The 22,189-nt window shown below is 62.9% G+C and carries 22 protein-coding genes; 18 read left to right on the forward strand and 4 right to left on the reverse strand.

All coding sequences use genetic code 11. The features are described 5' to 3' along the window. Positions 1-10 precede the first annotated feature (10 nt). From pyrE to ACFSOZ_RS35960, 8 genes are all read left to right on the forward strand, one after another. Positions 11-589, forward strand: coding sequence for an orotate phosphoribosyltransferase (pyrE, locus tag ACFSOZ_RS35925; RefSeq protein ID WP_379106130.1), 579 nt, complete (start codon positions 11-13; stop codon positions 587-589). 13 nt (positions 590-602) lie between these two features. Further along, entirely contained in the window at positions 603-983 is a 381-nt protein-coding gene (locus tag ACFSOZ_RS35930; RefSeq protein WP_379106132.1) for a VOC family protein, read from the forward strand. 260 nt (positions 984-1,243) lie between these two features. Further along, a complete protein-coding gene (locus ACFSOZ_RS35935; protein ID WP_379106636.1) occupies positions 1,244-1,843 on the forward strand; it encodes a DUF2062 domain-containing protein in 600 nt (199 codons plus the stop codon). Continuing rightward, positions 1,840-2,253: a holo-ACP synthase gene (gene acpS / locus ACFSOZ_RS35940; protein WP_379106134.1), complete on the forward strand. Its 414-nt coding sequence runs from the start codon at positions 1,840-1,842 to the stop codon at positions 2,251-2,253. Before ACFSOZ_RS35935 ends, acpS begins: the two co-directional genes overlap by 4 nt. A gap of 77 nt (positions 2,254-2,330) precedes the next feature. After that, complete coding sequence (gene lepB / locus ACFSOZ_RS35945) at positions 2,331-3,080, forward strand: signal peptidase I (RefSeq protein WP_379106136.1); 750 nt, start codon at positions 2,331-2,333, stop codon at positions 3,078-3,080. Then, positions 3,080-3,826: a ribonuclease III gene (rnc, locus tag ACFSOZ_RS35950; RefSeq protein ID WP_379106638.1), complete on the forward strand. Its 747-nt coding sequence runs from the start codon at positions 3,080-3,082 to the stop codon at positions 3,824-3,826. The genes lepB and rnc overlap by 1 nt, the downstream gene beginning before the upstream one ends. Before the next feature lie 69 nt (positions 3,827-3,895). Beyond that, positions 3,896-4,822, forward strand: coding sequence for a GTPase Era (gene era / locus ACFSOZ_RS35955; RefSeq protein ID WP_379106138.1), 927 nt, complete (start codon positions 3,896-3,898; stop codon positions 4,820-4,822). A 208-nt stretch (positions 4,823-5,030) separates the two neighbouring features. Beyond that, the gene (locus tag ACFSOZ_RS35960; RefSeq protein ID WP_379106140.1) at positions 5,031-5,918 is read left to right on the forward strand and encodes an aminoglycoside phosphotransferase family protein; all 888 of its coding nucleotides are present in this window, start codon (positions 5,031-5,033) and stop codon (positions 5,916-5,918) included. A gap of 24 nt (positions 5,919-5,942) precedes the next feature. Here ACFSOZ_RS35960 and ACFSOZ_RS35965 read toward each other — a convergent pair whose 3' ends face one another. Beyond that, positions 5,943-6,419, reverse strand: a complete 477-nt coding sequence (locus ACFSOZ_RS35965) for a hypothetical protein (RefSeq protein ID WP_379106142.1) — start codon at positions 6,417-6,419, stop codon at positions 5,943-5,945. 47 nt (positions 6,420-6,466) lie between these two features. Next, positions 6,467-7,270, reverse strand: coding sequence for a CPBP family intramembrane glutamic endopeptidase (locus ACFSOZ_RS35970; protein WP_379106144.1), 804 nt, complete (start codon positions 7,268-7,270; stop codon positions 6,467-6,469). 794 nt (positions 7,271-8,064) lie between these two features. Here ACFSOZ_RS35970 and ACFSOZ_RS35975 point away from each other — a divergent pair. The 9 genes from ACFSOZ_RS35975 (at position 8,065) to ACFSOZ_RS36015 (ending at position 18,027) form a co-directional block, all read left to right on the forward strand. Continuing rightward, entirely contained in the window at positions 8,065-9,237 is a 1,173-nt protein-coding gene (locus ACFSOZ_RS35975) for a porin (RefSeq protein WP_379106146.1), read from the forward strand. A gap of 133 nt (positions 9,238-9,370) precedes the next feature. Further along, entirely contained in the window at positions 9,371-10,132 is a 762-nt protein-coding gene (gene recO / locus ACFSOZ_RS35980) for a DNA repair protein RecO (RefSeq protein ID WP_379106149.1), read from the forward strand. After that, positions 10,129-10,647: a PaaI family thioesterase gene (locus tag ACFSOZ_RS35985; RefSeq protein ID WP_379106152.1), complete on the forward strand. Its 519-nt coding sequence runs from the start codon at positions 10,129-10,131 to the stop codon at positions 10,645-10,647. The genes recO and ACFSOZ_RS35985 overlap by 4 nt, the downstream gene beginning before the upstream one ends. Before the next feature lie 83 nt (positions 10,648-10,730). Further along, positions 10,731-13,499 (forward strand): DUF2339 domain-containing protein, encoded by a 2,769-nt coding sequence (locus tag ACFSOZ_RS35990; RefSeq protein ID WP_379106154.1) that lies wholly within the window; start codon positions 10,731-10,733, stop codon positions 13,497-13,499. A 161-nt stretch (positions 13,500-13,660) separates the two neighbouring features. Then, the gene (locus ACFSOZ_RS35995) at positions 13,661-14,179 is read left to right on the forward strand and encodes an RNA polymerase sigma factor (protein WP_023812879.1); all 519 of its coding nucleotides are present in this window, start codon (positions 13,661-13,663) and stop codon (positions 14,177-14,179) included. Then, positions 14,176-14,967, forward strand: coding sequence for an anti-sigma factor family protein (locus tag ACFSOZ_RS36000; RefSeq protein ID WP_379106157.1), 792 nt, complete (start codon positions 14,176-14,178; stop codon positions 14,965-14,967). Before ACFSOZ_RS35995 ends, ACFSOZ_RS36000 begins: the two co-directional genes overlap by 4 nt. Before the next feature lie 204 nt (positions 14,968-15,171). Then, entirely contained in the window at positions 15,172-16,278 is a 1,107-nt protein-coding gene (locus ACFSOZ_RS36005) for a peptidase C39 family protein (protein WP_379106159.1), read from the forward strand. Further along, on the forward strand, positions 16,275-17,738 hold the full coding sequence (locus ACFSOZ_RS36010; RefSeq protein WP_379106161.1) for a RimK family protein: 1,464 nt from the start codon (positions 16,275-16,277) through the stop codon (positions 17,736-17,738). The genes ACFSOZ_RS36005 and ACFSOZ_RS36010 overlap by 4 nt, the downstream gene beginning before the upstream one ends. 16 nt (positions 17,739-17,754) lie before the next feature. After that, on the forward strand, positions 17,755-18,027 hold the full coding sequence (locus tag ACFSOZ_RS36015; protein WP_379106163.1) for a DUF3303 domain-containing protein: 273 nt from the start codon (positions 17,755-17,757) through the stop codon (positions 18,025-18,027). 7 nt (positions 18,028-18,034) lie between these two features. Here ACFSOZ_RS36015 and ACFSOZ_RS36020 read toward each other — a convergent pair whose 3' ends face one another. Next, on the reverse strand, positions 18,035-18,964 hold the full coding sequence (locus tag ACFSOZ_RS36020; RefSeq protein ID WP_379106165.1) for a LysR substrate-binding domain-containing protein: 930 nt from the start codon (positions 18,962-18,964) through the stop codon (positions 18,035-18,037). 113 nt (positions 18,965-19,077) lie between these two features. Between ACFSOZ_RS36020 and ACFSOZ_RS36025 the strand changes: the two genes are divergently transcribed. Next, a complete protein-coding gene (locus ACFSOZ_RS36025; protein WP_379106167.1) occupies positions 19,078-19,968 on the forward strand; it encodes a fatty acid desaturase family protein in 891 nt (296 codons plus the stop codon). Between the two features lie 13 nt (positions 19,969-19,981). On the opposite strand, the gene ACFSOZ_RS36030 is transcribed toward ACFSOZ_RS36025, so the two are convergent. Beyond that, positions 19,982-22,123 carry a putative bifunctional diguanylate cyclase/phosphodiesterase gene (locus ACFSOZ_RS36030; RefSeq protein ID WP_379106168.1) on the reverse strand — a complete coding sequence of 714 codons (2,142 nt, stop codon included), beginning with the start codon at positions 22,121-22,123 and terminating at the stop codon, positions 19,982-19,984. Positions 22,124-22,189 lie beyond the last annotated feature (66 nt).

The following is a 22,189-nucleotide window of genomic DNA, read 5'->3' on the forward strand; positions in this document are numbered from 1 at the left end:
AGAGGCAGAAATGAACACCGATGAAGTGCTGGGCATTTTCCGCGAGGCGGGTGCTGTTCTCGAAGGGCATTTCATTTTGACTTCAGGCCTGAGAAGCCCGGTCTTTCTACAAAAGGCGCGGGTGTTCATGCATGCCGACAAGACCGAGCGGCTATGCAAGGCACTGGCCGAAAAGATCCGCGCTGGCGTGCCGGGCAAGATCGACTATGTCGTCGGTCCGGCGATCGGCGGGCTGATCCCGGCTTACGAGACGTCGCGCCATCTCGGCGTGCCGGCCATCTGGGTCGAGCGGGAAGGGGGCGAGTTCCGCCTGCGCCGCTTCGAGATCGCCAGAGGCGCGCGTGTCGTCATTGTCGAGGACATCGTCACCACCGGCCTGTCGATCCGCGAGACCATCGAGTGCCTGCGCGAGCTTGGCGCCGAAGTGGTTGCCGCCGCCTGCATCATCGACCGTTCAGCCGGCAAGACCCATGTTGGCGTGCCGCTGATCGCGCTCGCCGAATATGAGGTTCCGGCCTATCCGGCCGACCGTTTGCCGCCGGAACTCGCCGCCATCCCGGCGATCAAGCCCGGCAGCCGCAATATCTGACGGGGAGGCGGAAATGATCGCCGGCATCGATCATTTCGTGCTGACGGTGGCTTCACTGCAAGTGACCTGCGCTTTCTATCAGCGCGTGCTGGGTTTTGAACGCATCGATGCGCCGGGCCGGCCGACAGCGCTGGCTTTCGGCACACAGAAGATCAATGTGCATGAGGTCGCCCGTACCTTCGAGCCGAAGGCGAAGGCGCCGACGCCCGGCTCGGGCGACTTCTGCCTGATCACCGACCGGCCACTGAGCGCGGTCTGCGATCGTCTCGCGGCCAATGGCGTGGTCGTGGAACTCGGGCCGGTCGAACGCGTCGGCGCCCGAGGTCCGCTGATGTCGGTCTATTTCCGCGACCCGGACGGCAATCTGGTCGAGGTCAGCGAATATTTGCCGTAGCCGCTGGCGGCGCTGCGTCTTTCGGCGATGCGATAATGCCGGTTCCTTAAATTCGCCGCGATTGTCCAATGTTCGAAGCGAGGAATGCCGCCCCGAAAGGGCGGCAACAAGCGCGCGCCGCGCACGCGGTGTTTGGTTGTTCTTCCGCCACCGCGTCGTTATATCAAGGGTTGCGATTGCCATTGGGCGATCGTCAAGCGCAAGATGTGTTGCCCCGCCCGGCTGAAAGTGCCGGTGCGGGAGCTGTGGACGGGTATAGAGTGCTTTTTCGACGCCGCAAGCCTGATGGCCTTTTCGAGCGGGTGCGTACCTATCTGTGGCCGCGCCGCTCGTTTTCGCGTTCGTTTCAGTATTTGTCCAAGCGCATCCTGCGGCTGAAGGCCACGCCGCACGCGGTGGCTGCCGGCGTCGCGGCCGGTGTCTTTGCCTCGTTTTTTCCCGTTGGGTTCCATTTTGTCATTGCCTTCGTCCTGTGCTGGGTGATCGCCGGCAACCTGGTGGCTGCTGCCCTCGGCGCGGTCTTTTTCGGCAACCCGCTGACCTTTCCGCTGCTGTGGGGCGCCTCCTGGGAAACCGGTAAGCTGATCCTGCATGACCGCCTGCCGGCGCATGGCCCGCCTGCGCATCTGGGCGAGATGCTGCACAATCTTTCCTTCGCGCAATTGTGGAAACCCGTGCTTGAGCCGATGCTGATCGGCGCGGTGCCGCTCGGGCTGATGTTCGGCCTCCTGTTCTACGCCATCACGCGCTGGGGCATGAACGCTTTCCGCGAGCAGCGGCGCAAACGCCTTGCCGAGCGCGCAAGCCGGCATGGGCAATCGTCTCATCCCGGTGGAACCGTCGGTTCCGCCGCACGATGATCATCGGCATCGGCAGCGACCTGATCGATATCAGACGCATCGAGAAGTCGCTGGATCGTCACGGCCAGCGCTTCATCCAGAGAATCTATACGGAGGTCGAACAGGCCCGATCCGAGAACCGCCGCGCGCGCGCGGCGTCCTACGCCAAGCGCTTCGCCGCCAAGGAAGCCTGCGCCAAGGCGCTGGGCACCGGTCTGGCACAAGGTGTGTTCTGGCGCGACATGGGTGTCGTCAACCTGCCCAGCGGCGCGCCGACCATGGCGCTGACGGGAGGGGCACGGGCGCGGCTGGACAAAATCCTGCCAAAGGGCCATCGGGCGGCAATCCACCTCACCATCACCGATGATTTCCCGCTCGCTCAAGCCTTTGTGATCATCGAGGCGTTGCCCGTCGAAGAAGCGCCACATTGATTGCATCTGACGACCGGCACGACGTTGCCCAGCGCGCGCCGAGACTCTATACCATCCAACGCACAATCGAGGACGACATGAGCGTGGCTGAAAAATCTGAGAAGAAATCCGGCGGCCTTGGCGAGACCGTCAGCGTCATCGTCCAGGCGCTTTTGCTCGCCCTGGTCATCCGCACGCTGTTGTTCCAGCCCTTTTCGATCCCGTCGGGATCGATGCGGCCGACGCTTCTGGAAGGCGACTATCTGTTCGTCACCAAATGGTCCTACGGCTATTCCCGCTACTCGCTGCCTTTCGGCCCCGACATCTTTTCGGGTCGTATCTGGGGCTCCGCGCCGAAGCGCGGCGACGTGGTGGTGTTCAAGTTCCCGCCTGATCCGTCGGTCGACTACATCAAGCGCGTGGTCGGCCTGCCGGGCGACAAGATCCAGGTCAAGGACGGCCAGCTGTTCATCAACGGCGTCGGCGTGCCGCGCGTGAAAACCGGCCAGATCGACAATCCCGACATCACCGAGGAATCGCGCCCAATCGATGTCTACCGGGAGACCTTGCCCAATGGCGTCAGCTACGACACGCTCGACCTGAATTCGAACTCGATCGGCGACAACACCCGCGAATTCGACGTGCCGGCCGGCCATTATTTCATGATGGGCGACAACAGGGACAATTCCGCCGACAGCCGTTTCACTGTCGGCTACGTTCCCGAAGAAAATCTGGTTGGCCGCGCCAATCTTGTTTTCTTCTCGATCGCCGGCAAGGCGAGCCCGCTCGAAATCTGGAAATGGCCGTCGCTGATGCGCGCTTCGCGCCTGTTCCACTTCGTCAATTGATGGCTTTGAAGCGCCCGACAGGTGAAACACTGGCCGGTTTGGTGAAGGCCAAGACCGGCCATGTCTTCAAAGATCTCCGCTTGCTTGAGACCGCACTGACGCATTCCAGCGCGGTCAAGGCGGCCAGCAACAATCAGCGTCTCGAATTCCTGGGCGACCGCGTGCTTGGGCTCGTGGTCGCCGATATGCTGTTCGAAAAGTTTCCTGACGCACCGGAGGGTGAAATCGCGCCCCGCTTCAATGCGCTGGTGGATGCGAAAACATGCTCCGAAATCGGTATCGAAATGCAGCTGGAGGATCTGGTCCGGGCCGACGCTGCCTTGAAGACGCGGTCGCGTGGCTCGGGCGGAAACTATCTGGCGGATGCGGTCGAAGCCCTGATCGCGGCAGTTTATGTTGACGGTGGCATCGACGCCGCGCGGCGCTTCGTCCTGCGTTACTGGGAGCCGCGTTCGCGCACGGTTGTGGCAAAGCCGCTCAATCCGAAATCCGATTTGCAGGAGTGGATTGCCAAGTCCAGCGACGCGCGCCCCGAATATGTGATCGAAAAACGTGAAGGGCCTGATCACCAGCCGGTCTTCACGGTGTCCTTGCAAGTCAGCGGCTTTGCGCCTTCTATCGGCACCGGCGGCTCGCGCAGGGCCGCGGAAGAAGCGGCAGCCTCGGCATTTCTTTTGCGCGAAGGCGTCTGGGCCAACGCATCGGCCCAAAAATCGGAGCCGATTTTTGGAAAGCACGATGCGTAGATTTAAAGTTTTAGAGCGTCCTTTGCGCGTCCAAGTGGACGCGCGGCGCACTAATGAAGGGAGCGCGGCATGACCGCCACCGAAGAGCCGGCTACGGAAGCAGTCGTCACGCACTCCGGCTTTGTCGCCCTGATCGGGGCCCCCAATGCGGGCAAGTCGACACTGGTCAACCAACTCGTCGGTGCCAAGGTATCGATCGTCACGCACAAGGTGCAGACGACGCGTGCCATCGTGCGTGGCATCGCCACGCATGACAATGCGCAGATCGTCTTCGTCGACACGCCGGGCATCTTCAAGCCCAAGCGGCGGCTCGACACCGCAATGGTGACCACCGCCTGGGGCGGCGCCAAGGATGCCGATATCGTGCTGCTTTTGATCGACGCCGAGCGCGGCATCCGGGGCGATGCCGACGCTATCCTCGAACGGCTGAAGGATGTCCGCCAGCCGATGGTGCTGATCCTCAACAAGGTCGATCGCGTCAAGCACGAGGCGCTGCTGGCTTTGTCGGCGGCAGCCAACGAAAGGGTGCCGTTCAAGCGCACCTTCATGGTCTCCGCGCTGACCGGTTCCGGCTGCAAGGACGTGCTCGATTATCTCGCCGAAACCCTGCCGGCTGGTCCCTGGTACTATCCGGAAGACCAGATTTCGGACCTGCCGATGCGCCAGCTGGCGGCCGAGATCACCCGCGAAAAGCTTTATCTCAGGCTGCATCAGGAACTGCCCTATTCCTCCCACATCGAGACCGAGAAATGGGAAGAGAAGAAGGACGGCTCGGTGCGCATCGACCAGACCATCTATGTCGAGCGCGACAGCCAGAAGAAGATCGTGCTCGGCCACAAGGGCGAGACCATCCGCGCCATAGGCCAGGCGGCGCGCATCGAGATCGCTGGTATCCTCGAACAGAAGGTGCACCTGTTCCTGTTCGTCAAGGTGCGCGAGAACTGGGGCGACGACCCCGAGCGCTACCGTGAGATGGGGCTCGAATTCCCGCGCTAACGTGTGTCGATATTCAGGTGATGCCGGCCTGCAAACGGCAGCTTCCTGCGCTTCCGGTGCTCACGTACCCTTGAGTTTCCGCGCTAGAGCAATTCCAGGAAAAGTGTGAAGCGGCTTCCGTCCTGAATTGCGTCGAAACAAGAGAGCAATTCCAGGAAAAGTGTGGAAGCGGTTTTCCGCCCGGAATTGCGTCGAAACAATTGGGTCCATGGACAGCAATCCGAACATCGACACAGTGCTTGTCAGCCGGTTGATCGCCACGCAATTTCCGCGGTGGAAAGATCTTGCGGTCAGGCCGGTCGTGTCTGGCGGCTGGGACAACAGGACCTTTCATCTCGGTGACGAGATGACCGTGCGGTTGCCAAGCGCTGCCGCCTATTCCCTGCAGGTGGAAAAGGAGCATCGCTGGCTGCCCAGACTGGCGCCTCTCTTGCCGCTGTCGATCCCCGTGCCGCTGGCGATGGGGGTGCCTGCCGAAAACTATCCCTGGCATTGGTCCGTCTATGGCTGGATCGAAGGCGAGACGGCAAAGCGGCAGCGTATTGCCAGCCTCCCGCAATTTGCATCAGACCTGGCTGCGTTCCTGGTTGCCTTGCAACGGATCGATGCGACCGGCGGGCCGGCGCCGGGACAGCACAACTTCTTTCGCGGCGGACCACTGACTGTTTATGACGGCGAAGCTCGCGACGCCATCGTTGCCCTCAAGGGCAAGATCGATACGGACGCCGCAAGCGCGGTGTGGGAGGCCGCGGTGGCCGCGACATGGCACGGCGCACCAGTTTGGTTCCACGGTGACGTCAGTTGGGGAAACCTGCTGCTCAGGCAGGGCCGGTTGAGCGCCGTGATCGACTTCGGGACTTCGGGGGTGGGCGATCCCGCCTGCGATCTGGCGATAGCCTGGACGCTGTTCGAAGGCAAAAGCCGGGACGCGTTTCGCGGCGGCCTTCCGGCCGATGAGGCCATGTGGGCACGCGGTCGTGGCTGGACGCTATGGAAGGCGCTGATCACGGTCGCCGGCCACATCGGCGTCAACTCAGGTGAGGTTGAAAAATCCCGCCGTGTGATCGATGAAGTGCTTGCCGACGCGCGCGGATGACGTGATGTCGCCCGGATGGTGGGGCTATATCGGCTGTCCGAGCGCCAGCAACACGCCATTGGCGAGATGCTCTGCGTCGGACGTGTTTTCGAATGGAACGACAGACCTCGCATAGTCGACCGGTGAGAAATCGCCGCCGTCGGCGTTGATCAACGCAGCCTGGCGCCTTGCCGCTTTCATGTTGCCGAGTTGCGCATAACAGGCGGCAAGCCGTGTCCGGATCCATGGCGTCGACCGCGTCGCCAGTTCCAGCGCTTCGGCGGCCGGCCGGTACTCGCCCAGCATGTAGAGCGCCAGCGATCGATCGTACTGGTACCAGTACGGATTGAGCGGGTTGATCCTGATCGCGCGTGCCAACCAGGCAAGCGCCTCGAGCGGCCGCCCGCGCATCGTCAGGAGATGCCCCATCTGCTCGATGCATTCGGAGTCGCCTGGATTGAGCTCGAGCGCAATCCGCAAATGATGCTCGGCCGCTTCGTGGTCGCGCAGGCTGAGCCGCACCAGCGACTGGATGCGGTGCGCGGTCGGACACCGCGCTGATTGCGAGCCTAGGCGGCGCCAGCGGCGGCGAGCTGTGTCCTTGGCCGGCGGACGAAGCTTTCGGTGCCGTAATAGGCGACGATGGCGACGGCGATGATCGCCCAGATGGCCACGCCGATCCACTGCTGCTGCCCATAGTCGCCACCGGTGAACGCCTTGCCGAGGAAGCGCACGCTGTTCTGGTGTGTCACGTGCATGATGAAGGCGAGGAGCACGCTGCCGGTGTTCTGATAGAGCCAGGTGAACACAATTCCCGCCAGCACGACGTTGATCGTGCTGTAGAGGCTGAGGTCGCCGACCAGGCCGAGCGGGAAGTGCCAGATGGCCCAGATCACACCGAGGATCAGGCTGCCGGCCAGTGCTGAATGGCTGGCGAGCAGGCGTGGCGTCGCAAAACCCCGCCAGCCGGGCTCTTCACCGAGCGGGCCGCTGAAGACTGCGTATAGCGCGATGATCGGCAACATTTCGGAGAGGGCCGGAACGTTGCTCCAGGCCGGTGCTGCCGCGCCGAACAGCGGATTGATCAGGATCGAGACCAACTGCGTTCCGAAGGGCAGGCCGAATGCCACCAGGTACCAGAACGGGTGCACCCGCCATTTCACCATCGAGGCGAGGATGGCCTTGACCGAACTCCAGCCGCCGGACAGGGCCGCGACGATGAAGCCGGCGACCATCGGGCCGAAGGTGAACCAGGGAATGCTGTCGCCATCCGACAGCCAGAATGGGATGAAGGCCAGCCAAGTGAGGCCAAGCGCAAGCGAAAAGAAGGCGGTCAGCTGGTGCCTTCGCACCAGGCTCGGGACGGAAGTCATGTCAGGTCCTCTCGGCGGGCAGATTGGTCGTGAGAGGTCGCCGGGCTGCCCGATCGGTCGACATGCATCTGGAACGAGCCAGCCGAATTGCTTGGCAGGCCATGTCGACCGCTTCGGCCTACCCGTCCTTATTGGCGCCAGCACGGCCAAAAATCCCGAGCGGTTTCTGAAAGATTTCCGATATTTCCAGAGGGTGGGGCCGATGTCGCTCGGCTGTCGCGTCGTTACGGGATTGGCGCGCCACCAGCTCACATAGAATCGTCTTCAACGGTTGGCTGCTGTCACAATCAGCACCGCGACGGCGCTCCGGTGAGTTCCGATCGCCCCGGCAAAACCAAAACCGGCAGGGCAGGCATCGCCCGGCATTTCGGCGCAACGCCACAACACGATTGGTGGACGGACACCACCGGATGGTTGGCGGATGAAAAAATATCCAGCTGATTTTCACTAAAATTAGGCGGATAGTCCACATATAGGGCACAATTGTAGAAAGTTCCCACGTAAAAAGGTAGTTAGCCGTGAAACTATCTGGATATATATTGAATATATGACGTTGTTCAAATTGTGCCAATTGCGATCGTGGTAAGTGTTATTTGTGCAACACAGCATTAATCTGTTCTTGGAATCGGATTTATTTCTGGAGTCGTCATTGAAGGCAGAAGATCGATGGGTATGTTCGCCGCTGAAAAGGGCGAGCGGTGCTGGCCTTTTTCGTTGTGGGGGTGAGGCGGGAAAACATTGCCGCCAGCCACAAATCCGAAGCCATTTAAAACTATGACTGGAGAGGTCAGAAAATGAACATCAAGAGCCTTCTTCTCGGCTCAGCCGCGGCCCTGATCGCGGTCAGCGGCGCGCGCGCGGCTGACGCTGTCGTCGTCGCCGAACCGGAACCGGCCGAATACGTCAAGATCTGCGACGTCTACGGCGCCGGCTACTTCTACATCCCGGGCACCGAGACCTGCCTGCGCATCGGCGGCTATGTCCGTTATGACATCGGAGTCGGCGATGCCGGCTCGCTCGATGGTGTCAACCATGTCCCTGACCACCAGAGCGCCGGCGACACGCACTCGGCCTACTACAAGAACACCCGCTTCACGCTGAAGACCTGGACCGGTCAGGAGACCGAGCTCGGTACCTTGAAGACCTACACCGAGACTCGCTTCAACTACGGCAACAGCAGCGGCGACTATCTTAATCAAGCCGCCTCCAATGCAGACGACTGGCAAGGCCGTAACAAGTCTCTCTCGCTGCGTTTCGCCTGGATTCAGCTCGGCGGCCTGCGCGTCGGCAAGGACGATACGGCTTTCGATACGTTCATCGGCTATGCCGGCAACGTCATCCAGGATACGCTGGTTCCGTATGGCGGGCAGGAGAGCAACGTCGTTCAGTACTACTTCGACGCAGGCAATGGCTTCACGGGGATGGTCTCTCTCGAAGAAGGCGCCGGCAAGGTCGGCACCATCGACAGCTATGTTCCGCATGTCGTCGGCGGCTTGAAGTACAAGGGCGACTGGGGTGCGGTCACCGGCGTCGTCGCCTATGACAGCAATTACGAGGAAGTAGCCGGGAAGGTCCGTTTGGACGTCAATGTCAGCAAGGAACTGACGTTGTTCATCATGGGCGGCTACGGCACGGACGACAACCTCAACGACAATGCCGGCAACGCCATCGATGCCAGCGGTCGCGGCTTCTACAAGCAGTGGGGCGGCAACTGGGCAGTCTGGGGCGGCGGCACCTACAAGTTCAACGCCAAGACCTCATTCAACGCCCAGGTCTCTTATGACGACTGGAAGAACCTCGGTATCGCCGCGAACGTTGCCTATACCGTTGTGCCCGGCCTTACGGTCACGGCTGAAGTCGATTACCTCAATGCTGGAAAGTTCGGCGACGCCGACTTCAACAACTGGACCAAGGCCAACAAGAAGAGCAGCGTCGGCGGCATTCTCCGCTTCCAGCGCTCGTTCTAACGGATCGACTGACCTTACCAGGCCGCCCGCAGCTGCTGCGGGCGGTTTTTTTATGCACTGTCCCGCTGCCGGTCTGTCAGGTGCCAAAACCCATACCTTGATTTCGCCACCCAACCGGTGAAAAGCTCCGGAAATGGAATGGCGCGACGAGGGAATCATTCTCGGCACCCGCAAGCATGGCGAAACCAGCGCCATTCTCGAGGTGATGACACGGGCGCATGGCCGTCATCTCGGCCTCGTGCGTGGCGGCCGTTCGCGCAAGCAGCAGCCCGTCCTGCAACCCGGCAATCGCGTCGACCTGTTGTGGCGGGCGCGGCTCGACGAGCATCTCGGCACCTTCCAGGCCGAGGCGATCGAGATGAACGCCGCCCGGCTGATGGACAGCGCGGTGGCCGTCTATGGGCTGCAGACCATGGCCGCGCATCTGCGACTGTTGCCCGAGCGTGACGCCCATGAAGGTCTCTACGAAACGCTTGCCGTGATGATCGTCCATCTCGACGATGCCGACGCCGCCGGCGAACTGGTGGCGCGCTTTGAGCTTCTGGTGCTGGACGAACTCGGCTTTGGCCTCGATCTCAGCCAATGCGCCGCAACCGGCACGCGGCAGGACCTAGCCTATGTTTCGCCAAAATCGGGACGTGCGGTATCGCGCGAAGCAGGCGCGCCATGGCGCGACAAGATGCTGGCCTTGCCTGCCTTCCTGCAGCGCGGCTCCGGCCTGCGCGCGGATCCGGCGGCGGTTGACGACGCCTTCCGGCTGACCGGCTTCTTCTTCACCCGCCACGTCTATGAGCCGCGCGGCATCGAGCCGCCAGACGCCCGCACCGGTTTTCTTGCCGCGCTGCGCAAACACCACGCGCGCGGCAAGGCCACAGCGGGAGAGACCGCGGCATGAGCGAGGTCGAACTTTATCCGGGGCGGGTCTCGCCGCTCGGCCTCGGCACCATTCCACATGCCGACATCCTGAAATACACCGGCCTGGGCCTGCTGCAGCGCATCATCGACGGCAAGTATCCAGCGCCGCCGATCTCCTTCCAGCTGAATTTCGCTTTGACCGAAGTGTCGGAAGGTCGTGCGGTATTCCGTGGCGTGCCCAACGAACGCCACCTCAACCCGCTGGGCAGCGTGCATGGCGGCTGGGCGGCGACGCTGCTCGATTCCGCACTGGGCTGCGCCGTGCAGACGCTGCTCGAAAAGGGTGAGGCCTATACGACTGCGGAGTTCAAGGTGAATTTGACCCGGCCCATCACGCCGAAGACCGGTGAGGTGGTCTGCGAAGGCAAGGTCGTCCACAAGGGTCGCACGCTGGCGGTGTCGGAAGCGACGCTGAAGGATGCAGGCGGCAAGCTGCTGGCTTTCGGCACCGAAACATGCTCGATCTTTCCGGCCGCCAATCTGGCGGCGCGTTGAGTTTTGTGGCCGTTTGGCCGCCGCATTTGAATGTCAGTGAGACTGAACGTCAGTGAAAACTGGCCTGGTTTGGGGGAACCGCCATGTTTGAAAGCCTGATCGGCCTTGTCGCCATCATCGCCTTGTTCGTCATCATTTCACGCCAGCAGAGCCGCATAGGGCTTGTCGAGCGCGAGCTCGGCGCGCTGCGCAGCCTTGTCCTTTCGGGCGCCGTGCCGCCTGCGGCCAAACCGTCCGAACAGGCAGCAACCGACAGCGCGCCGCCCACCGATGTGGCTCCAGCCGTTGCTGCAGCGGCCGATATCGTCTTGCCGGCGGTGGGCGAGCCGGTCGCCGCGCAGGCACCGGTGACTGAGGCAGAAGCCCCAACCGGCGAGGCCGTGTCCGGACCATGGGCGCCAAGTGAGGCGGGGCCGGCGGCAGCAGAACCCGCCGAGCCGGCCGCAGCGGCGAAAGCCGCCCGCCAGTCCGATGTCGAAACGGCACTTGGCACCCGCTGGGCGGTCTGGGTCGGCGGCATCGCGCTGGCGCTAGGCGGCCTGTTCCTGATCCGCTACACCATCGAGGCCGGCATTTTCGGCCCCGGCGTGCGGCTGACCATGGCCGCGGTTCTCGGCCTGGTGCTGGTTGCCGGCGGCGAGTTCATCCGCCGCACCGGCTTCAAGGTGCCAGTGCAAGGTGTCGCCGGCGCCTATATTCCGGCGATCCTGACAGCGGCCGGTGCCTTCATCCTGTTCGGCACCGTCTATGCCGCGCATGGCATTTACGGCTTCATCGGCCCGGCGCTCGCCTTCACGCTGCTCGGCGCCATCGGCGTGGCGACGATCGCAGCCGCCCTGGTCCATGGCCAGGCGCTGGCCGGCATCGGCCTCATCGGCGCCATGGTGACGCCAATGCTGGTTGCCTCGCAGGCGCCCAATCCCTGGGCGCTGTTCGGCTACCTCGCCATCGTGCTTGCGGCCACCGCCGTCATCGCCCGCATGCGCGACTGGAAATTGCTGATGGCGGCGGCCTTTTTTGGCACCGGTGTCTGGACCATCCTCTACATGACCGATGCGCCGGGTGCGAACCTCTCCACCATCCTGTTCATTGACGCCGTCACGCTGGCCGTGCTTGCGTTTGTCTGGCTGGCTCGCCGTGACGCCGAAACCGGACCAGCCAGGGCTTTCGACTGGCCGTCCATCGTGCCTGGCCTGTTCGTCGCATTCTCGGCGCTGGGCCTTTCGGTCGACCCGGTCTTCGCCGCCGCCGGCGATGCCTTGCCGGGCGCCGTGCTGATCGCCGCAATGGTGGCGGTCGCGCTCTATCGCCCGTTGGCGTTGCCGCTCCTCTATGCCGCAGGACTGGTGCCGGTCATGATCTATCTCGGCATCATCCCGCCGACCTCGATCGCCTCCGACTTTTCGGGCGGCGCCTTGGGCGTCGATGGCCTGCCTGTGGCCACGTCCAACGCGTTGACATTGCGCATCGGCATCGCGCTTGGCCTGGTCTTCACAGGCGCCGGCTTCTGGGCCGCCCGCGGGTTCGCCGCCGCGACACAGATCCGCGCCGCCTCATGGGCGGCGTGGGGCGTCATCGTGCCGCTGGTCATCATGCTGGCACTCTGGTTCACCTTCGGCAATCTCGACCGCGACCTTGTCTACGCCGCCGTCGCGGCACTGCTGGTTGTGGTTTTCGCTGCCGGCGGCGAGTGGATCGCACGCAGCGAGGAACCGCTGCTCAAGGGCGGCGTGGCGGTGTCATTTGCCCTGGGCGGTGCGGCCATCGCCGGCCTCCTGATGCTGCATATGGCTTTCGATTCCGGCTGGACCACCATCCTGCTCGGTGCGGCGGCCATCGTGCCGGCGCTGGCGACGCGCTGGCGCTCCTATCCGGTGCTCGGCTGGATTTCGGTTGGCGCGGTGATCGCCGTGCTCGGCCGCGTCGCTTTCGACCCGACCATCGTCGGTGCTGAGTTCCTGTCGACGACGCCGGTGTTCAACTGGCTGCTGCCGGGCTATGGCGTGCCGGCGCTGGCCTTCGGTTTCGCCGCCTGGCAGTTCGCCCGCACCACCAACGGCCGGCCGCGCCTCGCCATGGAAGCGGCGGCGGCATTGTTTGCGCTGCTCACGCTCGCCATGCTGGTGCGCCATGCCATGCATGGCGGCGTCATCGACACAGGTGCGATGACGCTCGCCGAGCAGGCGATCTACACGCTGATCGCCATCGGCGCCGGCGCCATCCTGGTCGCCATCGACATGCGCTCGCCAAGCTCGGTGCTGCGCTATGGTTCGATGGCCGCCGGTGTGGCTTCGGTCGCCCTCATCGTTGTCCGGCATTTCGTGGTGCTGAATCCGCTGTTCACCGACGAATCGACTGGTCAGATCCCGGTGTTCAACCTGCTGTTCCTCGCCTATCTCCTGCCGGCGGTCGCCGCCGGGGGGCTGGCGCTCTATGCCAGGGACAAGCGGCCGAAATGGTATGCGCAGATGCTGGCGCTCGTGGCGGCTGTGCTTGCCTTCGCCTATGCCACGCTGTCGGTGAGGCGGCTGTTCAAGGGCGAGTTCATCGGCCTGTGGAGCGGTCTCGGCCAGCTGGAAACCTACACCTATTCGGCGCTCTGGCTGGTCATCGGCGTGGCGCTGCTCACCGCCGGCGTCTGGCTGAAATCGCAGGTGCTACGCATTGCCTCCGCCGCGCTGATCGCGATCGCCGTACTAAAAGTCTTCATCTTCGACATGTCGGAGTTGGAAGGTGTGCTGCGGGCGTTGTCCTTCATCGGCCTCGGTGCTGTGCTGATCGGCATCGGCTTGTTCTACCAGCGTCTCCTGACGCGCGCGGCAAGGGAGAAAGTATCGGTCGGCGAGCAGTGACGACAGGAGTTCAAATTAGCCGGGAATAAAACGGCCGCGCGCGTCGTTATCTCATTGCTTGGGTGACCGGGGCGGCGGACCGCTTCGCGCTGGCCGCTTGCGCCGCGCCGAGAAGGCGCGTTCAATCGGGATCAACAAGGGCGACCTCAGAACCAGCGGTTATGGACGAAAAGAAGGCAGCAATCCTTGGCGAAATACCGCGACTGCGCCGCTACGCACGCTCGCTTTTGCGCGACCGTGATGCTGCCGACGATCTCGTTCAGGATTGCCTCGAGCGGGCGCTTGTTCGGCTCGACAACTGGCAGACAGGAGAAAGCCCCCGGAGGTGGCTGTTTACGATCATGCATCATTTGTTCATCGACCAGATGCGCAAGGTGAACCGTCGCGGCGAGGCGGCGATGCTGCCTCTGGAAGCGGGCGAGGCGGTGGCCCAGCCGGCCGAGCAGATGGAGAGCATCGCTTCGCGCGAGATCATCGACGCATTGCAGGCGATCAGCCCCGACCGTCGCGCGGCTCTGGTCATGGTCGCCATCGAGGGGTTTTCCTATGCCGAAGCCGCCAACATTCTGGGCGTCCCCGCAGGCACGCTGATGTCGCGCATTGCGCGCGGGCGTGAGGAATTGCGCGGGCTGCTGGACGACACGGCGCGCCGCCGCGCGATAAGGATCGTCGAGAAATGATCCGCCGCGATTTTTCCGAACGTGACATCCACATGGCGCTCGATGGCGAGCTGCCCGGCGACGAGCGCGCTGCTTACGACGCCTGGCTCGACGCCAATCCCGAGATGAAAGCCAGGAGCGCCCGCTTCACCGCGGACCGGGTGGCATTGCAGGCCGCCTTCGCCGGCGTGCTCGACGAAGCCGTCCCAGTGCGGTTGCGCAAGATCGTGCTCGGCGAGACGCCGATCAAGGCTGCGGCGTCACGCTCGCGCTGGTGGCTTGCCGCCGCGGCGGCCGTGCTTGTGGTCGCCGGCGGGCTTGGTGGTTACTTTGCCGGCATCGACGGCATCGGGCAGGAGGATCCGGCGGAAGATCGACTGGCCGAACAGGCAATCGCGGCCCATGTCGTCTTCGCTGCCGAAAAGCGGCATGCGGTCGAAGTGCCGGCCAGCGACAAGGATCATCTGCAGACCTGGCTGTCCAACCGGGTGGGGCTGAAGCTGGTTGCGCCGGACCTGACTGCGAACGGTTTCCAACTGATCGGCGGCCGGCTGCTGCCGGCCGGCGACAGCAAGGCCGCGATGCTGCTCTACGAGGACGACAAGGGCGAGCGCATATCCCTCTTCGTCACGGCGGAATCGGCGCAGAATGCCAAGGGAACCTATGCATCGGCGCAAGACGGTCCCCAGGCCGTCTACTGGCTGGACAAGGGCTATGGTTGCGCCGTTGTCGGCTCGCTGCCGCGCGAGCAATTGGCCGTCGTGGCAAAAAGCGCCTATGGCCAGCTTCTGGCCGGCCTGGCCAGTTGAAAGGCGCGCTTTTGATGGCAACGCCAGTCTATAACAGTGATCCTGTTCAGAGCGTTTTTGCATCGCCGAACTGCTGCCGAATCTGTCACAATTCGGCCCTAATCGAGGTGCGATAGCGCTTTATGGCCATCAGTATTTCGGCTGGTGTCCTGAACGTTTTCGCCTAGGCGTTTCCCACCACCAATCGGGGTTTTCTCAAGCCGCATGCCTGCCGAGATCCGCACGGCCCGCGCGTCTGACGTCGATGATCTCGCCGCCATCGAGAAAGCTGTTTTCCAAAGCGACCGCATTTCCCGTCGCTCCTTCCGCCTGTTCATCGAGCGCGAGACCGCCGAGACGCTGGTCGCCGAAATCGATGGCCGCGTGGCCGGCTATGCGATCGTGCTGTTTCGCAAGGGCAGCGGCGTGGCGCGTCTCTACTCGATCGCCACTGGTCCGTTCTTCGGTGGGCTGGGTGTTGGCCGCGTGCTGCTCGAATCCGCTGAGGATACGGCCTTCGAGCATGGCCGCATGATGCTGCGTCTCGAGGTGCGCGAGGACAACAGCAGAGCCATCCACATCTACGAGCACGCCGGCTATCGCAAGATCGGCCGCGAGCCCGGCTACTATGAGGATGGTGAGGCGGCGCTTCGCTATGAAAAGACCTTGCGCGGCGACATTCCCATCGCCACCAAGGTGCCGTTCTACCAGCAGACCTGCGAATTCACCTGCGGTCCATGCTGCCTGATGATGGCCATGGCCAATTTCGATCGCGGCTTCGTGCCGGATCCGGTCATGGAAATCCGGCTGTGGCGCGAGGCGACGACCGTCTTCATGATGTCGGGACCCGGTGGTTGCGAGCCGTTCGGCCTCGCGGTCTCGGGGTACGAAAGCGGGCTTACGGCGGAGATCTATGTTTCCTTCTACGGCGCGCTGTTCCTGCAGTCGGTGCGCAGCGAGGACAAGCGCCGGGTGATGGAACTGGCCCAGGTCGACTTTCGCCGCCGCGCGGAACTTTACGGCATCCCGGTGAATTACCGTCCATTCACCATTGACGACATTCGCACCGCGATCGCGGAGGGAAAACTGGTGCTGGTGCTGATCAGCGGTTTCCTTATGTTCGGCAAGAAGGTGCCACACTGGGTGCTGGCCATCGGTGATGACGGCGACCACATCCTGATCCACGACCCCTGGGTCGAGGACGAAAGGCAGGAGACCATCCTTGATGCCGCCAATATTCCCGTGCCTTACGGCATCTTCATGAACATGGCGCAGTTCGGCCGCGACGGACTGCGCGCCGCCATCACTCTGGGAAAGCGCGACAGACAATGACCTGGGTCATCCTTACCGGCCGGCAGAGCGATCTCGACCAGGTGGCGACACCGCACAAGATCATCACCAACCGTGACTATCTTGCGCATCCGTCGCTGTTTCGCGGCCAGCAGCCGAAGGTCATCAACCTGTCGAACAACTACGCCTACCAGAGCCGCGGCTACTATGCCTCGCTGCTGGCGGGCTCGCGCGGCCACAAGGTGATCCCGACCGTCGAGACTATGATCGACCTGTCGGAACGCAAGCTCTACGAGCACGCATTGCCGGAACTGGAGCTGGCGCTCAACAAATGCCGCAAGGATCTCGGCGGCGCCTTTCCAACCAAGGTCTGTATCTTCTTCGGCATCGGCCCATCGAAAATCTGGGACCGTTTTGCCAAGCTGTTGTTCGACTGGTTTCGGGCGCCGGCGCTGGAGGTTCACATCAAGGACAGCGCCGAATGGGCCTCGATCCGCAAGATCGGCTTCCATCCGCTGGCGCGGATGACCGAGGACGAGGAAAAAAGCTTCATCCAGTGCCTGGAGACCTACACCAACCGTGAGTGGCGCGACACCAAGGGCCGCACGCCGGCGCGCTATACCTTCGCCACGCTGGTCGATCCGCATGAGGAATTGCCGCCGTCGGAGATATCGTCGCTGCGCTACTGGGCCAAGATCGCCGAAAAGATGGGCGTCGAAATCGAGCCTATCACCAAGCGGGATCTCGCCAAGCTCGCCAACTACGACGCGCTGTTCATCCGCGAGACCACGTCGATCTCCAACCACACCTACCGGTTCGCCCGCCGCGCCCAGCAGGAAGGCATGCCGGTGATCGACGATCCGCTGTCGATGATCCGCTGCACCAACAAGGTCTATCTCAACGAGCTGATGGCCTACAACAAGGTGCCGGTGCCGCCGACGGTGATGATCGCCGGCACCTCGGACCTCGAACTGGCGGCGCAGACACTCGGCTTTCCGCTGGTGCTGAAGATCCCCGATTCGTCGTTCTCGCGCGGTGTCAAGAAATGCGCTGACTTCGAGGAGTTGAAGACGCTTGCCACGGAATGGCTGGAGGATTCCGACCTTCTGATCGCGCAGAAATTCATTCCCACCGAATATGACTGGCGCGTCGGCGTGCTCGGCGGCCAGCCACTGTTTGCCGTCCACTATCTGATGGCTAAGAAGCACTGGCAGATCGTCAACCACAAGGCCAACGGCAAGCCCGACCAGGGCGGCATCAAGACCTTCACGCTGAAGGAAACGCCGGCGCATGTCGTCGAGACGGCGGTGAAGGCGGCGCGCTGCATCGGCGATGGGCTCTATGGCGTCGACCTCAAGGAAACCAAGGACGGCGTCTTCGTCATCGAGGTCAACGACAATCCGAACCTCGACCATGGCTGGGAGGATTCCGGCGAAAAGGACGAGGTCTGGGTGCGGTTGACGCAGTGGTTCCTGGAGCGGCTGGACCGGCCGGGGCGGTAATCACCGGGGGAAAAAGATGCTGTTCATCGTCATCGAGGATTTTACCGGCTGCGATCGCAAGGAGATCTATCGCCGCTTCCGCGACCGTGGTCGCCTGAAGCCGGAGGAGCTTCTCGTGCACCACAGCTGGATCGCGGCGGATATGAGCCGCTGTTTCCTGCTGGTGGAGGCCGATGACGTCACGCTGCTGCAGCGCTGGGTCATCGAATGGGCCGATCTGGTGGAGTTCGAGATCGTTCCCGTGGCGACGAGCAAGGACATGGTCGGGGCATTGAGCGGGCACCTCTGAGCGGCCATCACTGGCCGTCACGGCTCTCGACCAGCACCGGCGATTTGACCGCACGCACGCATTCCTCGATCAGCCACTGGCGAAACGCCGCCACCACATCGCGTCGTGCGCTGCGCTCCGGGATTGTCAGGCAATAGGGCTGGCGCAGCTGCAGCGCCTGGGCAAGGGGCCTGACAAGCCGGCCGTCTTCCAGCGCCTCGGCGCAATAGATCCCTTGCGCCAGCGCCACGCCAAGACCGGAAATGGCAAGATCGAGCGCGGCCCGCGACGAGTTCGCCGACAGGCCGCGCTGGACTGCGCGGCCGAGCTCGATGCCCGCTGCCTCGAACCAGTTGCGCCAGGACGGAAAGGAGGCACCCGTTGGGCCCCAGTCCGTATGTATCAGCGGCAGGCCGGCGAGGCCTTCGGGCTTTATCGCATCGGCAAACCCCGGCGCGCAGACGGGATAGACGGCGTCCCTGACGAGGTCTTCCGTGGGGTGATCGCGATAGTGAGGGCCGTAGGACAGCCTGATATCGATCAACTCGCGGTCGAACGGCACCGGATCGTCGTCACCTCGGAGCGATATATCAACCGCACCGTGGCTTGCAACAAAGCCAGCCAGGCGTTGGGAAAGCCAGCCCATCGCCATGGATGGCGGCACCGACACCACCAGCCGGGGGCGGAACGCGTCGCCGGCAAGCTCACGCGACACGCTGCCGATCTCCTGGAAGGCCATGGTCAGCCGGGGCAGCATCTCCACACCGGCCTCGGTCAGCACGACGCGGCGGTTGACCCGATGGAACAGCTTGCGTCCCATCTGGTCCTCGATGGTCCGGATCAGCTGGCTGACCGCCGCAGCCGAGATGGAAAGCTCTTCGGCGGCGGCAGCGATGCTGCCGGCGCGCGCCGCTGCCTCGAAAGCCTGAAGCCCCCGCAAGGATGGAAATGCGATCATGACGGCTCCAATAGATAAGCTAGGCTTATCTAAATCGCAGAATTCCTCGTTTTCAGAAAGCTTTTTTGTTGATTACGATAGGCTTCCGACATTTTCCAGCCTGGATGACGCCAGTGGACCATCGCGACGTAATTGCATCGTTGACGCAAGAAGAGCGCAATCGCCTGACCGCCAAGTCGGACGTCTCAGGTCTCGTCCAACTTGCCGCCCATTGGGGTGCGATCATCATCATTGGATCGCTGATCGCCGCCAAGGTGCCGTTCTGGCCGCTGCTGATGCTGCCGCAAGGCATCCTGATCGTCTTCCTGTTCACACTGCTGCACGAGACGGTTCATCGCACGGCCTTCGAAACGCAGTGGCTGAACGATGCGGTGGCGCGCGTGTGCAGCCTGGCGATTGCACTGCCTGCGGACTGGTTCCGCTACTTCCATTTCGCCCACCACCGGTACACCCAGGACCCGGAGAATGATCCGGAACTGGCTTTCCCCAAACCAGATACATGGCGGCAATACCTCGTCCATGTCTCCGGCATCCCGACGTGGTGGGGCCATCTCAAGACGCTCTATGGCAATGCGATGGACCGCGGCCGGGAAAGCTACGTTCCGCCAAAGGGCCACGACAAGGTGCGCGTCGAGGCGCGCGCCATGATTGCCTTCTATGCCGTGGTGGTTCTGCTGGCCGTCTATTTCCGGCTTACGGTGCTGCTCTATGCCTGGATTGTGCCGGCCTTGCTCGGGCAGCCATTTCTGCGCCTCTATCTCCTGGCCGAGCACGGCCGCTGTCCGTTCGTCGCCAACATGCTGGAGAACACCAGGACCACGCTGACCAACTGGCTGGTCCGCAAGCTGGCGTGGAACATGCCATTCCATGCCGAGCATCATGCCTATCCCGGCGTGCCGTTTCATCAACTGCCGGAGTTTCATGCGCTGATCGAGCGGCATCTGAAGGTGGTCGAACCGGGCTATGTCAGCTTTCACGACAAATATATCGAGACATTGCGCTGACGGCAGGCCGACTTCAGCCCGCCTGGCTGTGCAACGCGCGCAATTGCAACAGACGCTGGATATCCGCTGCCTTTGACGGCACGCCGATCAGATAGCCCTGCGCCTCGACACAACCGTTGTCACGCAGCATGTCGAGCTGCATCTCGGTCTCGACACCCTCCGCGGTGACGGTGATGCCGAGTTCGGCGCCCAGCCCGATGATGGTGCGAACGATCGCCGCCGTATCACGATTGTCGATGTCGCGGATGAACGAACGGTCGATCTTGATCTTGTCGACGGGAAAACGCCTGAGGTAGCCGAGCGAGGAATAGCCGGTGCCGAAATCGTCCAGCGCAATGCGGATGCCCAGCCCGCGCAGCTGGCGCAGCGTCTTCAGCACGGTCTCGCTTTCGTCCATCAGCACGGTTTCGGTGATTTCCAGTTCCAGCCGGCTGGCGGGCACGCCGGAGAAGGCCAGCGCCGAGATGACGCTGCGGGCAAAGCCGCCGCTTTTGAGCTGCACGGCCGAGACATTGACCGCAATGCGCAGGCCGGGAGGCCAGCTTGCCGCCGTCGCGCAGGCTTTCCTCAGCGCCCACTCGCCAAGCGGCACGATCAGTCCGGTTTCTTCGGCGACCGCAATGAAGTTGTCCGGCGCCACCGTGCCACGCGTCGGCGAATGCCAGCGCATCAAGGCTTCCGCGCCGACGATCTCGCCGGATTCTATGTTCATGATGGGCTGGAAATCGAGATCGAATTCCTGGCGCGGCAGCGCTGTGTCGAGGTCGGCCTCAAGCGCGCGGCGCGCCTGCACCGTGGCGTCCATGCCGGGCTCGAAGAAGCGGTACAGGTTGCGCCCTTCGCTCTTCGCCCGATAGAGCGCCGTATCGGCATTTTTCAGCAGCATGTCGGCATCCCTGCCGTCGTCGGGGAAAACGGCGATGCCAAGGCTGATGCCGACATGCATCTCCCGGTTTTTATCGCGAAACGGCTTTGCGATCACCTCGACGATGCGCTTCGCCAGCTTTTCCACTTCGGCCAGGCCTTTGAAATGGAACTGGATAATGACGAATTCGTCGCCACCGAAACGGGCGACGACGTCTGTTTCATTGCGCACGCAACGTTGCAGCCTTTCGGCCACGCTCTTCAACAGCCAGTCGCCGGCCGGATGCCCCCAGGTGTCGTTGACGGCCTTGAAGCGGTCGAGATCGAGCGAAAAGATGGCCAGCGGTGCCTCCGTCGCGTCTTCCAGCGCATGGTCGAGCCGTTCGCGAAACATCGAGCGGTTCGGCAGTCCGGTCAGCGTGTCGTGATGCGCAAGATGGGTCATGCGCTCTTCGACCAGCCTGCTTTCGGTGACGTCGTCGAACGTCGCGACCCAGCCGCCCCCGCTCAGCGGCCGGCGCGCGATCATCAGTGTTCGTCCGTCGGCGAGTTGGCGGGGGGTCGACCGCGTCAAGCCGGCCCGCAGGCGTGCCTCCGTTTTGGCGACCTCGCTATCAATGTCGATCGGTGCATAGATCCCCAGGTACACGAGCCGCTCGAGCAGTTCGCGCAGGCCCATGCCAAGCGGCATGTCCGCCGCGCTGACACCATAGAGTTCCAGAATGCGCTGGTTGCGTACGATCAGCCTGCCGTCGGCATCGTACATCAGCAGGCCTTGCGACATGTTGGCCAGTGCCGCGTCGAAGCGGCGATGCTGCTCCTTGAGGTCCTGTTGGGCGCGCCGCTGTTCGGTGATGTCCTCGTAGATCGAGACCCAGCCGCCCAAAGCCAGCGGGCGATGCGAGATGTTGATGATGCGGCCGTCCGACAGCGTCTCCTCGTAGGTCGAGGGTTTCGCCTGATCGATATAGGGCTTGCGGATGGCGTAGAGTTCGTCGGCGCTTTGCGAGGCGATGCCGATGTCGACGCTGTGCCGCAGGATGTCGAGGAACCGGATGCCGGGCCGCATCATCCTGGCGTCGAGGCAGAAGATGTTGATGTAGTTGCCGTTGCAGATGATCATGCGCTCATCGGCGTCGAACATGCACAGACCGTGCGACATGTTCTCGACCGCGGCTGAAAAGCGTTCGTTCTGTTCGCGCAGCTCGTCTTCTATATGGCGCGGCCGATCCATGCCTTCGGCCCCCGGTTCCGGGACGGCCGAACCATCCTTGGTATCAGCGACGGGCATAAGGCGCGCCTGCGGGCTTGTGATCGAACGGGCTACTGTGGTCGCCGCCGGTTAATTTAGCGTTTT

It is taken from the genome of Mesorhizobium newzealandense (assembly GCF_042682145.1).
GTDB lineage: Bacteria > Pseudomonadota > Alphaproteobacteria > Rhizobiales > Rhizobiaceae > Mesorhizobium > Mesorhizobium newzealandense.

Excerpts from the sequence above, each read along its gene's own strand:
- pyrE (WP_379106130.1), top strand. The coding sequence starts at position 11 with ATGAACACCGATGAAGTGCTGGGCATTTTCCGCGAGGCGGGTGCTGTT.
- ACFSOZ_RS35930 (WP_379106132.1), top strand. The coding sequence starts at position 603 with ATGATCGCCGGCATCGATCATTTCGTGCTGACGGTGGCTTCACTGCAA.
- acpS (WP_379106134.1), top strand. The coding sequence starts at position 1,840 with ATGATCATCGGCATCGGCAGCGACCTGATCGATATCAGACGCATCGAG.
- lepB (WP_379106136.1), top strand. The coding sequence starts at position 2,331 with ATGAGCGTGGCTGAAAAATCTGAGAAGAAATCCGGCGGCCTTGGCGAG.
- rnc (WP_379106638.1), top strand. The coding sequence starts at position 3,080 with ATGGCTTTGAAGCGCCCGACAGGTGAAACACTGGCCGGTTTGGTGAAG.
- era (WP_379106138.1), top strand. The coding sequence starts at position 3,896 with ATGACCGCCACCGAAGAGCCGGCTACGGAAGCAGTCGTCACGCACTCC.
- ACFSOZ_RS35960 (WP_379106140.1), top strand. The coding sequence starts at position 5,031 with ATGGACAGCAATCCGAACATCGACACAGTGCTTGTCAGCCGGTTGATC.
- ACFSOZ_RS35970 (WP_379106144.1), bottom strand. The coding sequence starts at position 7,270 with ATGACTTCCGTCCCGAGCCTGGTGCGAAGGCACCAGCTGACCGCCTTC.
- ACFSOZ_RS35975 (WP_379106146.1), top strand. The coding sequence starts at position 8,065 with ATGAACATCAAGAGCCTTCTTCTCGGCTCAGCCGCGGCCCTGATCGCG.
- recO (WP_379106149.1), top strand. The coding sequence starts at position 9,371 with ATGGAATGGCGCGACGAGGGAATCATTCTCGGCACCCGCAAGCATGGC.
- ACFSOZ_RS35985 (WP_379106152.1), top strand. The coding sequence starts at position 10,129 with ATGAGCGAGGTCGAACTTTATCCGGGGCGGGTCTCGCCGCTCGGCCTC.
- ACFSOZ_RS35990 (WP_379106154.1), top strand. The coding sequence starts at position 10,731 with ATGTTTGAAAGCCTGATCGGCCTTGTCGCCATCATCGCCTTGTTCGTC.
- ACFSOZ_RS35995 (WP_023812879.1), top strand. The coding sequence starts at position 13,661 with ATGGACGAAAAGAAGGCAGCAATCCTTGGCGAAATACCGCGACTGCGC.
- ACFSOZ_RS36000 (WP_379106157.1), top strand. The coding sequence starts at position 14,176 with ATGATCCGCCGCGATTTTTCCGAACGTGACATCCACATGGCGCTCGAT.
- ACFSOZ_RS36005 (WP_379106159.1), top strand. The coding sequence starts at position 15,172 with ATGCCTGCCGAGATCCGCACGGCCCGCGCGTCTGACGTCGATGATCTC.
- ACFSOZ_RS36010 (WP_379106161.1), top strand. The coding sequence starts at position 16,275 with ATGACCTGGGTCATCCTTACCGGCCGGCAGAGCGATCTCGACCAGGTG.
- ACFSOZ_RS36015 (WP_379106163.1), top strand. The coding sequence starts at position 17,755 with ATGCTGTTCATCGTCATCGAGGATTTTACCGGCTGCGATCGCAAGGAG.
- ACFSOZ_RS36020 (WP_379106165.1), bottom strand. The coding sequence starts at position 18,964 with ATGATCGCATTTCCATCCTTGCGGGGGCTTCAGGCTTTCGAGGCAGCG.
- ACFSOZ_RS36030 (WP_379106168.1), bottom strand. The coding sequence starts at position 22,123 with ATGCCCGTCGCTGATACCAAGGATGGTTCGGCCGTCCCGGAACCGGGG.